At 66.5% G+C, this 12,146-nt stretch carries 10 protein-coding genes and 1 tRNA gene; 8 read left to right on the top strand and 3 right to left on the bottom strand.

Annotation, left to right across the window (positions count from 1 at the left end; genetic code table 11):
- The first annotated feature begins 340 nt into the window (after nt 1–340).
- The 5 genes from OHS16_RS24235 to OHS16_RS24215 all read left to right on the top strand — a co-directional run bounded on the left by OHS16_RS24235 (nt 341) and on the right by OHS16_RS24215 (nt 6,037).
- Nucleotides 341–1,567 (top strand): branched-chain amino acid ABC transporter substrate-binding protein, encoded by a 1,227-nt coding sequence (locus OHS16_RS24235; protein WP_328539353.1) that lies wholly within the window; start codon nt 341–343, stop codon nt 1,565–1,567.
- A gap of 105 nt (nt 1,568–1,672) precedes the next feature.
- Nucleotides 1,673–2,605: a branched-chain amino acid ABC transporter permease gene (locus tag OHS16_RS24230; RefSeq protein WP_328539352.1), complete on the top strand. Its 933-nt coding sequence runs from the start codon at nt 1,673–1,675 to the stop codon at nt 2,603–2,605.
- Between the two features lie 5 nt (nt 2,606–2,610).
- Nucleotides 2,611–4,392, top strand: coding sequence for a branched-chain amino acid ABC transporter permease (locus OHS16_RS24225; RefSeq protein ID WP_328539351.1), 1,782 nt, complete (start codon nt 2,611–2,613; stop codon nt 4,390–4,392).
- Between the two features lie 8 nt (nt 4,393–4,400).
- Nucleotides 4,401–5,324, top strand: a complete 924-nt coding sequence (locus tag OHS16_RS24220; protein ID WP_328539350.1) for an ABC transporter ATP-binding protein — start codon at nt 4,401–4,403, stop codon at nt 5,322–5,324.
- The gene (locus OHS16_RS24215) at nt 5,321–6,037 is read left to right on the top strand and encodes an ABC transporter ATP-binding protein (RefSeq protein WP_328539349.1); all 717 of its coding nucleotides are present in this window, start codon (nt 5,321–5,323) and stop codon (nt 6,035–6,037) included. The genes OHS16_RS24220 and OHS16_RS24215 overlap by 4 nt, the downstream gene beginning before the upstream one ends.
- Nucleotides 6,038–6,099: 62 nt before the next feature.
- Here the strand turns inward: OHS16_RS24215 and OHS16_RS24210 are convergent, their stop codons facing one another.
- A complete protein-coding gene (locus OHS16_RS24210; protein WP_328539348.1) occupies nt 6,100–6,762 on the bottom strand; it encodes an ANTAR domain-containing response regulator in 663 nt (220 codons plus the stop codon).
- Nucleotides 6,763–6,860: 98 nt separating this feature from the next.
- On the opposite strand from OHS16_RS24210, the gene OHS16_RS24205 reads away from it, so the two are divergent.
- Nucleotides 6,861–6,934, top strand: a tRNA-Leu gene (locus tag OHS16_RS24205).
- 109 nt (nt 6,935–7,043) lie between these two features.
- Nucleotides 7,044–7,826: a transcriptional regulator gene (locus tag OHS16_RS24200; RefSeq protein ID WP_328539347.1), complete on the top strand. Its 783-nt coding sequence runs from the start codon at nt 7,044–7,046 to the stop codon at nt 7,824–7,826.
- A gap of 66 nt (nt 7,827–7,892) precedes the next feature.
- Here the strand turns inward: OHS16_RS24200 and pyk are convergent, their stop codons facing one another.
- Complete coding sequence (gene pyk, locus OHS16_RS24195) at nt 7,893–9,329, bottom strand: pyruvate kinase (RefSeq protein ID WP_328539346.1); 1,437 nt, start codon at nt 9,327–9,329, stop codon at nt 7,893–7,895.
- 130 nt (nt 9,330–9,459) lie between these two features.
- Entirely contained in the window at nt 9,460–10,188 is a 729-nt protein-coding gene (locus tag OHS16_RS24190; RefSeq protein ID WP_328539345.1) for an SIMPL domain-containing protein, read from the bottom strand.
- Nucleotides 10,189–10,315: 127 nt separating this feature from the next.
- Here OHS16_RS24190 and OHS16_RS24185 point away from each other — a divergent pair, with 127 nt between their 5' ends.
- On the top strand, nt 10,316–12,121 hold the full coding sequence (locus tag OHS16_RS24185; RefSeq protein WP_328539344.1) for a bifunctional metallophosphatase/5'-nucleotidase: 1,806 nt from the start codon (nt 10,316–10,318) through the stop codon (nt 12,119–12,121).
- Nucleotides 12,122–12,146: the final 25 nt, after the last annotated feature.

The raw sequence follows: 12,146 nt of genomic DNA, 5'->3' as shown, positions 1-12,146 counted from the left end.
TGGCGGCGTCGCGGCTCCACCGGGCCGTCGCACACCGACAGGACCAAGATCGCCTGTAGCCCCTTAGCGGAACTGCGCGTTCTCACCATGTGGGCAAATAGATGGTGACTGCTTATCTCCCAACTGTCCGCACTGCGCCCGTACTCCCTCCCTCCGGGCATAACAAGACAGTCACATCCTGACCTTCACCGGTCCACACCTCCACCACCTGCGCTTAGAGTCACGGCCAGTCACCGCGCCGCCGGGCGCGTCTGCAGCACGGCTCTGAATCACCCCAGTACGGCCCGGCGAGACCTTCGGCGCCTCAGCAGAGGCGTCGGCGCCAGGGAGAGGACTTATCGTGCGACAGCGTTCCTTGCTCATTCTCACCACCGTGCTGACCACCGGGGCACTCACACTCACCGCCTGCGGTTCGCGCGACAACAACGACAAGAAGAACAGTGGTGACCAGAAGACCGAGGTCGTCATCGGTGTGGACGCGCCCCTGACCGGGGCCAACTCCGCAACCGGCCTCGGAATTCAGGGCGGCGTCAAGGTCGCCGTCGACGACGCCAACAAGAACAACACCGTCCCCGGCGTGCACTTCTCCGTCAAGGCGCTCGACGACAAGGCGCTGCCGCCGACCGGCCAGCAGAACGCCTCCGCGCTCGTCGCCAACAAGGACGTCCTCGGCGTCGTCGGCCCGCTGAACTCGGGCGTCGCACAGACCATGCAGCAGGTCTTCGCCACCGCCAAGCTGGTCCAGATCTCGCCGTCCAACACCGCCCCCGAGCTCACCCAGGGCAAGAACTGGCAGACCGCGAAGAAGCGCCAGTACGACACGTACTTCCGCACCGCGACCACCGACGCCCTCCAGGGCGGCTTCGCAGCCCAGTACGCCGCGGAGACCCTCAAGAAGAAGAAGGTCTTCGTCGTCGACGACAAGCAGACCTACGGCGCGGGCCTGGCCGGTCTCTTCAAGTCGAACTTCCTCAAGGCCGGCGGCAAGCTCGCGGGCCAGGACCACGTCAACACCGGCGACAAGGACTTCTCCACCCTCGTCACCAAGATCAAGAACTCCGGCGCCGACATCCTGTACTACGGCGGCCAGTACGACGAGTCGCAGATCATCACCAAGCAGCTCAAGTCCGCGGGCGCCAACATCCCCCTCATGGGCGGTGACGGCATGTTCACCCCGACCTACATCAAGACCGCGGGCAAGGCAGCCGAGGGCGACCTCGCCACCTCGGTCGGCGTCCCGGTCGACACCCTGCCCGCCGCCAAGGACTTCATCACCAAGTACAAGGCCGCCAAGTACACCGGCGACTACGGCACCTACGGCGGCTACTCCTACGACGCCGCCACCGCGATCATCAAGGCCGTCGGCGCCGTCGTGAAGGACGGCAAGATTCCCACCGACGCCCGCCAGCAGATCGTCGCCGCCGTCCAGAAGACCGACTTCGACGGCATCGCCGGCCACGTCTCCTTCGACCAGTACGGCGACACCACCAACAAGCAGCTCACCGTCTACCAGGTCAAGAACGGCGCCTGGAAGGCCGTCAAGAGCGGCACCTACAACGCCGGCTGACCGGTAACACACCGCAGTACACAGGGCCGCGCGGCCACGACCACCAGTCCCCGCGCGGCCCGCCGTCTCCCCTCGCTCACATCCCACCCACATGGAGGCCATGCGGTGAACTCCCTGCCGCAACAGCTGGCCAACGGGCTGTTCCTCGGCTCGATGTACGGGCTGATCGCCATCGGCTACACGATGGTGTACGGCATCGTCCAGCTCATCAACTTCGCCCACGGCGAGATCTTCATGACCGGCGGCTTCGGCGCCCTGACCGTCTACTTCTACGTGCTGCCCGACGGCACCTCGATGTGGATAGCCCTCCCGGCCATGCTCATAGGCGGCGGCATCGTCGCCGTCCTCGTCGCCGTAGGAGCCGAACGCTTCGCCTACCGGCCCCTACGAGGCGCACCGCGCCTCGCGCCACTGATCACCGCCATCGGCCTCTCCCTCGCCCTCCAGCAAGCCGTCTTCAACTGGTACCCCGACGCCGAGAACGCCCGGCCCTTCCCCGAGCTTCCGGGCGGGCCCTACCACCTCGGCTCGATCGACATCCAGAGCGCCGACCTCTTCCTCATCATCGCGGCCCCTCTCTGCATGGCCGCCCTCGCCTTCTTCGTCCGCACCTCCCGCACCGGCCGCGCCATGCAGGCCACCGCGCAGGACCCGGACACCGCACAGCTCATGGGCATCGACACCAACCGCATCATCGTGATCGCCTTCGCGATCGGCGGCCTCTTCGCAGCAGTGGCCGGTGTCGCCTACGGGTTCAAGGTGCACAACGTCGACTACAGCATGGGCTTCCAGGCGGGCCTCAAGGCCTTCACCGCAGCCGTGCTCGGCGGCATCGGCAACATCTACGGCGCCATGCTCGGCGGCCTCGTCCTCGGCGTCGCCGAAGTCATGGCGACCGCCTACATCGACCAGGTCCCCGGCATGCAGCAGCTCGGCGGCCAGGCATGGTCCGCAGTCTGGGCATTCGTCCTGCTGATCCTCGTACTGCTGCTACGACCACAAGGCCTCCTGGGCGAACGCGTCGCGGACAGGGCGTGACCGGCATGATCACCAAAGACACCACAGAGACCCCCGGGAACAGCCCGCTGATCCCGCTCCCCCTCACCGCGGCCCGCGCCCTCACCGCAGCCGGCGCCGTCATCACCATCGTCAGCGCCTTCCTCTCCTGGACCTGGGACAGCGACTTCGCCGACGACCTCACCTACTCCGGCGACCCCTCGGGCCTCCAGTTCCTCGCGGTCATCGCAGCGGTCGTCACCCTGCTCTTCGCCCTCAGCCACCTCCAGATCCGCGGACTGCGCTGGCTCAACCCCAGCGTCGCCACCACCCCGGTGTTCCTCTCCGCCCTCGCCACCTTCGCGGTCGTCTGGTACGTCGTACTCGCCATCGCCTTCGAACTCGGCGGACTCGTCAACCTTGACCCGGGTGGCTGGATCGCCGCCGTCGGCTCCGCAATCTCGGTTGCCGGCGCCCTCGCACTCCCCCGGCCCGGCCCGGCCATGAAGGACTACTTCACCAAGGCCGACCACATCCCCGCCGCCCGCCGGCTCCCCGCCTGGGCCCAGCGCATCGTGGTCACCGCCTGCACCGCACTCGCCCTGCTCGTCTTCACCTACGGCATCGGCGTCCCCGACGAACAGCCCGAAGTCTTCATCGCCTTCGTCCTGCTCGTCATCTTCATCGCCTGGGCGCTCGTCGGCGCGGGACTCGCCGACCGCTTCTCCGAACTCAACGCACGGCACAAGGGATTCGCCACCTCCATGGCCTTCCTCGCCGCAGCGATCTTCCCGTTCACCCAGAGCGAGGACCACAACGCCAACCTCGGCGTCAACATCCTCATCTTCGCCACCGTCGCCCTCGGCCTCAACATCGTCGTCGGCCTCACCGGACTCCTCGACCTCGGATACGTCGCCTTCCTCGGCGTCGGCGCCTACGCCGCCGCCCTCGTGTCCGGCTCCGAGTTCTCCACCTTCTCCGGCGTCCAGTTCCCCTTCTGGGCCGCCGCCCTCACCGGAATGTGCGCCTCACTGGTCTTCGGCGTCCTCATCGGCGCACCGACCCTGCGACTGCGCGGCGACTACCTCGCCATCGTCACCCTGGGCTTCGGAGAGATCTTCCGCATCGCCGTCAACAGCATGGACGGCTCATCGGGACCCGACATCACCAACGGCCCCAACGGCATCCCCTCCATCCCCGACCTCGAACTCTTCGGGTTCAACCTCGGGGCGTCCCACGACGTAGCAGGCTTCACGCTCGGCCGCTTCGCCAACTACTTCCTGCTGATGCTCGTCATCACCGGACTCGTCGTCCTGGTCTTCAACCGCGCCGCGGACTCCCGCATCGGCCGTTCCTGGATCGCCATCCGCGAGGACGAGACCGCAGCCACGGCCATGGGCATCAACGGCTTCCGGGTCAAGCTCATCGCCTTCGCCCTCGGCGCCACCCTCGCCGGCCTCGCGGGCACGGTCAGCGCCCACGTGACCTACAGCGTCACACCCGCCCCGTACCAGTTCGCCGGAGCGGCCCCGCCCAACTCCGCCTTCCTGCTCGCCGCCGTGGTACTCGGCGGCATGGGCACCGTCGGCGGCCCGCTCCTCGGCGCGACCTTCCTCTACCTCATCCCCGAGAAGCTCGGCTTCCTCAAGCAGTACGAGCTCCTCGCCTTCGGTATCGCGCTCGTCCTGCTGATGCGCTTCCGCCCGGAAGGCGTCATCGCCAACCGCCGGCGCCAGCTGGAATTCCACGAGGACGACGACAACGCCGCCCTCCCGGAACAGCGCGTACTCGGCGACGACACCGTCCCGGTCAGCAAGGCAGGGGCGTGAGGAACGACATGACCACCGAAACCATCGCACAGGCCCCGGAAGCCACCGGCACCCCCGTGCTCCAGGCCGAAGGCGTCATCATGCGCTTCGGCGGCCTCACGGCCGTACGCGACGTCGACCTCACCGTCAACGCGGGAGAAATCGTCGGTCTCATCGGCCCCAACGGCGCCGGCAAGACCACCTTCTTCAACTGCCTCACCGGTCTCTACGTCCCCACCGAGGGCAAGGTCAGCTACAAGGGCACCGTCCTGCCGCCGAAACCGCACCTGGTCACCAAGGCAGGCATCGCCCGCACCTTCCAGAACATCCGGCTCTTCGCCAACATGACCGTCCTGGAAAACGTCCTCGTCGGACGCCACACCAGGACCAAGGAAGGCCTCTGGTCCGCCATCCTGCGCGGCCCCGGCTTCCACAAGGCAGAAGCCAGGTCACGCGAACGCGCCACCGAACTCCTGGAGTTCATCGGCCTCGCCCACAAGGCCGACCACCTCGCGCGCAACCTCCCCTACGGCGAGCAGCGCAAGCTCGAGATCGCCCGCGCCCTCGCCAGCGAACCCGGCCTGCTCCTCCTGGACGAGCCCACCGCCGGCATGAACCCGCAGGAGACCCGCGCCACCGAGGAACTCGTCTTCGCCATCCGCGATCAGGGCATCGCCGTCCTCGTCATCGAGCACGACATGCGCTTCATCTTCAACCTGTGCGACCGGGTCGCCGTCCTCGTCCAGGGCGAAAAGCTCGTCGAGGGCACGTCCGAGGTCGTCCAGGGCGACGAACGTGTCATCGCCGCCTATCTCGGTACGCCTTTCGAAGGCGCCCCCGGCGACGAAGAGGTCGCGGAGGTCGAGGCAGCGGAAGCGGTCGCCGCGGCCGACAGCACCACCAGCACCACCAGCACCACCAGCTCCACCAGCACCGAAGGAGACAGCAAGTGACCGCTCTCCTCGAGGTCGAGGACCTCAGGGTCGCCTACGGCAAGATCGAAGCCGTCAAGGGCATCTCCTTCAGCGTCGAGGCCGGTCAGGTCGTCACCCTGATCGGCACCAACGGCGCCGGCAAGACCACCACCCTGCGCACCCTCTCAGGGCTGATCAAACCCGCCGGCGGCACCATCACCTTCGACGGAAAACCGCTGAGCGGCATCCCCGCTCACAAGATCGTCGCGCTGGGGATGGCCCACTCCCCCGAGGGCCGGCACATCTTCCCGCGCCTCTCGATCTTCGAGAATCTCCAGCTCGGAGCGTTCCTCAGGGACGACAAGGAGGGCATCGAGAAGGACATCCAACGCGCCTACGACCTCTTCCCCATCCTGGGAGAACGAAGGAAGCAGGCGGCGGGCACCCTCTCCGGCGGCGAACAGCAGATGCTCGCCATGGGGCGCGCGCTGATGTCCCAGCCCAAGCTGCTGATGCTCGACGAGCCGTCGATGGGGCTCTCCCCGATCATGATGCAGAAGATCATGGAGACGATCGTCGAGCTCAAGTCCCAGGGCATGACGATCCTGCTCGTCGAACAGAACGCACAGGCGGCGCTGTCCCTGGCCGACCACGGCTACGTCATGGAGATCGGCAAGATCTCTCTCTCCGGCAACGGCCAGGACCTGCTGCACGACGAGTCGGTCCGCAAGGCGTACCTCGGCGAGGACTGACGCGGTACGTACACGCGAAGGGCCCGCACCGTGCGACGACGGTGCGGGCCCTTCGCGTTGCCCTAACCGTCCTGCTGGCTCTTCGCGGCCTTCTTCTCCTCGCCGTCCTCGATGACCGCCTCGGCGACCTGCTGCATCGACATCCGCCGGTCCATCGACGTCTTCTGGATCCACCGGAACGCGGCCGGCTCGCTCAGCCCGTACTGCGTCTGCAGCACCGACTTCGCCCGGTCCACCAGCTTCCGGGTCTCCAGCCGCAGCGAGAGGTCCGCGACCTCCTGCTCCAGGGCCTTCAGCTCGGTGAACCGCGACACGGCCATCTCGATGGCCGGCACCACATCGCTCTTGGAGAACGGCTTCACCAGATACGCCATCGCGCCGGCGTCCCTGGCCCGCTCCACGAGGTCACGCTGCGAGAACGCGGTGAGCATCAGGACGGGCGCGATGGACTCCTCGGTGATCTTCTCCGCGGCCGAGATCCCGTCGAGGACCGGCATCTTCACGTCGAGGATCACCAGGTCCGGCTTGTGCTCGCGGGCCAGCTCGACGGCCCGCTGACCGTCACCGGCTTCGCCGACGACCGCGTAGCCCTCTTCTTCGAGCATCTCCTTGAGGTCGAGGCGGATCAGCGCCTCGTCCTCGGCGATGACGACACGGGTCGTCAGCGGCGGGACGTGCGACTTGTCGTCGTCGGCGACGGGCTGGGGCGACTCGGGGGCGGTCACGGGACTCCTCGTGGCGGGGCAGATGCAGCTCCCAAGAGCCTACCCAGCTACGGTATGGTGAGTGCGCAGCGGGTCGAAGGAAACCTTCGATTCAGTGGGCCCCGGTAGTCCAATGGCTAGAGACAATGGATTCAAAACCCATCCAGTGTCGGTTCGAATCCGACTCGGGGCACTTTTCCTTAGATTGCAAGGTCACTGGGGAATCGCAGAAATTCACGAAACCGAGTGACCACACCGCCGTCTCCCACTCATGCCGCCCACGTCTCGTCAAGATCAGGCACATGTACGACGTGGAGACACGCAAACGGGCGCTCGCACTCATCGCGCAAGGCTGCAGCCTCAACTCCGCCAGTCAGCGAACCGGCATATCCCGGGCCGCGATCCGCGAGTGGCGGAGCCGAATAGAGCCACTGCGCCTGCTCCCCGGCGAAGCGTCACCGTGCCCGAGGTGCCTGCCTTCACCACGCCTCCCCGACGACGCAGCCGCATACGCCTATCTACTCGGCCTCTACTTGGGTGACGGCTGCGTCAGCCCGCATCCAAGGGGCGGCTTCTACCTGCGCATCGTGTGCGACGACAACTGGCCAGGCCTTATCGACAAGTGCCGCGAGGCCGTCATGGCCGTTTGCCCGGGGGACTCCATCTCCGTGCTTCAACGGCAGGGCTGCGTATCGGTCAACAGTTACAGCCGCCACTGGCCATGCCTCTTCCCGCAGCACGGCCCGGGGAAGAAGCATGAGCGACCGATCACGCTTGAGTCCTGGCAGCAAACCGTGATTGATACCCATCCGTGGGAGTTCGTGCGCGGGCTCATCCACAGCGATGGATGCCGGATCACCAATTGGACCACTCGCATCAGTGGTGGCGAATCCAAGCGCTACGAGTACCCGCGCTACTTCTTCACCAACTCGTCCGTGGACATTCTGCGGCTCTTCACCGACACGCTCGACAGACTGGGAGTCGAGTGGAGGGCCGCCCGGAACACCCGCACGGCACGAAACGTCTCCGTCGCCAGACGCGCATCCGTCGCGCTCATGGACGCACACGTGGGCCCCAAGTTCTGAGCCGCGAAGCTTCGTGAGCCGCGAAAAGGGCCCCTCGCCGGAGGGGCCCACTGCGTTCCGTGCCACCTACTTCGGCGAGTCGTCCTCGCCCACGTGGTGCACCCGGACCAGGTTCGTCGAGCCCGCGACGCCGGGCGGGGAGCCGGCGGTGATGACCACGATGTCGCCCTGTTTGCAGCGCCCGGCCTTCAGGAGCTGCTCGTCGACCTGCGCCACCATCTCGTCGGTGGACTCGACGTGCGGGCCCAGATAGGTCTCGACGCCCCAGCTGAGGTTGAGCTGGGCGCGGGTACCCGGGTCCGGGGTGAAGGCCAGCAGCGGGATCGGTGAGCGGTAGCGGGAGAGGCGCTTGGCGGTGTCGCCGGACTGGGTGAAGGCGACCAGCAGTTTGGCCCCCAGGAAGTCGCCCATCTCGGCGGCGGCGCGGGCGACCGCACCGCCCTGGGTGCGCGGCTTGTTACGTTCGGTGAGTGGGGGCAGGCCCTTGGCGAGGATGTCCTCCTCGGCCGCTTCGACGATGCGGCTCATGGTCCTGACGGTCTCGACGGGGTACTTGCCGACGCTGGTCTCGCCGGAGAGCATCACGGCGTCGGTGCCGTCGATGACCGCGTTGGCCACGTCGGATGCCTCGGCGCGGGTGGGCCGGGAGTTGTCGATCATCGAGTCGAGCATCTGGGTGGCGACGATGACCGGCTTGGCGTTGCGCTTGGCGAGTTTGATGGCGCGCTTCTGGACGATCGGTACCTGCTCGAGGGGCATTTCGACGCCGAGGTCGCCGCGGGCGACCATGATGCCGTCGAAGGCGGCAACGATGTCGTCGATGTTCTCGACGGCCTGGGGCTTCTCCACCTTGGCGATGACGGGGAGTGTGCGCCCCTCCTCCCGCATGATGCGGTGGACCTCCTCGATGTCGCGTCCGCTGCGCACGAAGGAGAGGGCGATGATGTCGGCGCCGGTCCGTAGTGCCCAGCGCAGGTCCTCGGCGTCCTTGTCGGACATGGCGGGGACGGATACGGCGACACCGGGGAGGTTCAGTCCCTTGTGGTCGGAGATCATGCCGCCTTCGACGACGACCGTGCGGACCTGGGGGCCCACGACGCCGGTGACTTCCAGGGCGACCCTGCCGTCGTCGACCAGGATGCGCTCGCCGGTGGTGACGTCGGCGGCGAGGCCGCTGTAGGTGGTGCCGCAGGTGGTGCGGTCGCCCTGGACGTCGCGTTCGACGGTGATGGTGAATTCGTCGCCGCGTTCAAGGAGTACCGGACCTTCGGCGAAGCGGCCGAGGCGGATCTTCGGACCTTGAAGGTCGGCGAGGATGCCGACGCTGCGGCCGCTGTCCTCTGATGCCTGGCGTACACGCTGGAAGCGGGCCTCGTGCTCGGCGTAGCTGCCGTGGCTGAGGTTGAAGCGGGCGATGTCCATTCCGGCGTCGACCAGTGCTCTGATCTGGTCGTACGAGTCGGTGGCGGGCCCCAGGGTGCAGACGATCTTCGCTCGGCGCATGATTCGAGCCTAAACCTTACCGACGGGTAGATAATTGGTTGCACATGACTGCTCAACATCCTTTGAGTGAAAGGTTATTGACAAGTGTTGAATTGTGCATGAGGGCGCTCTGATGAGCGGAAGTAATTGTCTAGAGTTCCGGCGGTGTCATGGTGAAGCGGGCATTTACCTGCGCGTAAACGGTCTGCAGCTGGGGTTCGAGGTCGAGTGCGGCGGGGGCTTCGGATTCGGCCCCGCCGTAGGCCGCCCGCGACCGCAAACCGCCGGGTGCGGCCGGCATGGGCGCCGATGCGGCGGCGTTCTCCGCGCCGAGGTCGGCGAGTTCCACGAGCGCGGCGAGCCGGGCGTCGAGTGCGCCCGCGTATTCGCGGGCTCGTTTGACGGCCTCCCGGACCGCTTGGCGGCGGGCTTCCGCGTGGGCGGGTGAGTCACTGCGCAGCGACCACCAGGGCCCCGAGACACGAGTCATGTCCAGGTCCGCGATGCGGGTGGCCAGTTCACCGAGTGCGGTGAAGTCGTTGAGTACGACGGTGACGTGGACACGGCCGTGGTAAGCGCGGATACGTTCGCTTCTGCCGTGCTGGGCGGGTTCGGGGGTGACGGAGAAGGAGCCGGTTTCGAGCTTTTCGACGGCGGCGCCGTAGGTCTTGGTGAGCTCGATGAGTTGGGCGTTGCGGCGGGTGAGGTCGTCGAGTGCGGCGCGGCGGTCCTTGCCGCGGGCGCTGACGGTGATGCTGATACGGGCGATCTCGGGGTCGACTTCGAGGCGTGCTTCGCCGCGGACGGCCACGCGGGGGACGTCGGGGGTGCCGTAGGGCGCCGCTGGGGTGTGCTGGGGTGTGGACGCTTCATCGGTCATGGGTTCCACTCTGGCACTTCGGTACGACAGCGGCCGGTCATCAGATCGAAATGCGCAGGGGGTGTTGCGTGGTGTGGCTCCTGGGTCAGAATCTACGCGCGTTGTGCATCGTGACGAGGGAGACGAAATGCCGCTCAACCGAAGGACGTTCCTGGGTACGTCGGCCGCCGCTGGCGCCGGTGTGGCGATCGCGGGGGGTGCTGCTGTGCCCGCGGAGGCGCATGACCGCGGGACGGGTCACGGGCGTCCGCCGAAGCGGTACTCGTTCACGGTGATGGGCACCACCGATCTGCATGGTCATGTCTTCAACTGGGACTACTTCACGGACAAGGAGTACGACGACGCCGCGCACAACGACGTCGGTCTGGCGAAGATCTCCACGTTGGTGGAGGAGATCCGTGCCGAGAAGGGCCGCCACAACACGCTGATGATCGATGCGGGTGACACGATCCAGGGCACCCAGCTGGCGTACTACTACGCGAAGATCGACCCCATCACGGCGAAGCACGGTCCTGTGCACCCCATGGCGCAGGCGATGAACGTGATCGGCTATGACGCGGCCGCGCTGGGCAACCACGAGTTCAACTACGGCATTCCAGTGCTGCGTAAATTCGAGGAGCAGTGCGATTTTCCGCTGCTCGGTGCGAATGCGCTGGATGCGAAGACGCTGCGGCCGGCGTTCGCTCCGTATGTCATCAAGAAGTTGCGCACACCGAACGGCCGCGATGTGAAGGTGGCGATTCTGGGTCTGACGAATCCGGGTATTGCCATCTGGGACAAGGCGAATGTGCAGGGGAAGATGACGTTCCCTGGTCTGGAGGAGCAGGCGGCGAAGTACGTGCCGCGGCTGCGTTCGATGGGCGCGGATGTGGTGATCGTGTCCGCGCACTCGGGTGCGAGCGGCACGTCGTCGTACGGGGACCAGATCCCGTATGTGGAGAACGCGGCGGGTCTGGTGGCGGAGCAGGTGCCGGGGATCGACGCGATTCTGGTGGGTCATGCTCATGTGGAGATCCCTGAGCGCCTGGTGACGAACAAGGAGACCGGCCGGCAGGTGGTGCTTTCGGAGCCGCTGCTGTGGGGTGAGCGGCTGACGGTCTTCGATTTCGATCTGGTGTGGGAGAAGGGCCGCTGGACGGTCGAGAACGCCGGTTCGCGAGTGCTCAACTCCAATACGGCGGTGGAGGATCCGAGGATCACCGGGCTGCTGACGGATGAGCACAAGAAGGTTGTGGCGTATGTCAATCAGGTGATCGGGACGTCGAAGGCCGCGATGACCACGGCGGATGCGCCGTGGAAGGACGAGCCGATCATCGACCTGATCAATACGGTGCAGACGGACACGGTGCGGGCGGCGCTGGCGGGTGGCGCGTACGCGGCGCTGCCGGTGCTGTCGCAGGCGTCGTGTTTCTCGCGTACGGCGCAGATTCCTGCGGGGAATGTGACGATCAAGGATGCGGCGGGGCTGTATCCGTTCGAGAACACCCTCGAGGCGCGGCTGCTGACCGGGGCTCAGATCAGGGAGTATCTGGAGTTCTCGGCCCGGTATTACGTGCAGACGGCGGCTGGTGGTCCGGTGGACACGTCGAAGCTGACGAACGCCGACGGTACGCCCGACTACAACTACGACGCGGTTTCGGGTCTGACGTATGAGATCGACATCGCGGCTGCTCCGGGTTCGCGGATCGTGAATCTGTTCTTCGCGGGCAAGGCGATCGATCCGGCGGCGCAGTTCGTGCTGGCGGTGAACAACTACCGGGCGAGCGGGGGCGGCAACTTCCCGCATGTGGCGGCGGCGAAGCAGCTGTGGGCGAATTCGGACGAGATCCGGAACACGATCATCGCCTGGCTTCAGGCGAAGGGTGAGGTGGATCCGGCGGAGTTCGCCTCGGTGGACTGGAAGCTGACGCGTGGTGGTACGCCGGTCTTCTAGGCGGTTGTGGTGGCGGGGGTCCGGT

The sequence above is a fragment of the Streptomyces sp. NBC_00344 genome (genome assembly GCF_036088315.1).
Taxonomy (GTDB): domain Bacteria; phylum Actinomycetota; class Actinomycetes; order Streptomycetales; family Streptomycetaceae; genus Streptomyces.
Note: the sequence above shows the minus strand (reverse complement) of the source record. Positions and strands in the feature narration are given on the sequence as shown.

What these genes read in the sequence shown, in the direction of transcription:
- OHS16_RS24185 (WP_328539344.1), top strand. Translation starts at nt 10,316, where the DNA reads ATGCCGCTCAACCGAAGGACGTTCCTGGGTACGTCGGCCGCCGCTGGC.
- OHS16_RS24220 (WP_328539350.1), top strand. Translation starts at nt 4,401, where the DNA reads ATGACCACCGAAACCATCGCACAGGCCCCGGAAGCCACCGGCACCCCC.
- OHS16_RS24190 (WP_328539345.1), bottom strand. Translation starts at nt 10,188, where the DNA reads ATGACCGATGAAGCGTCCACACCCCAGCACACCCCAGCGGCGCCCTAC.
- OHS16_RS24225 (WP_328539351.1), top strand. Translation starts at nt 2,611, where the DNA reads ATGATCACCAAAGACACCACAGAGACCCCCGGGAACAGCCCGCTGATC.
- OHS16_RS24200 (WP_328539347.1), top strand. Translation starts at nt 7,044, where the DNA reads ATGTACGACGTGGAGACACGCAAACGGGCGCTCGCACTCATCGCGCAA.
- pyk (WP_328539346.1), bottom strand. Translation starts at nt 9,329, where the DNA reads ATGCGCCGAGCGAAGATCGTCTGCACCCTGGGGCCCGCCACCGACTCG.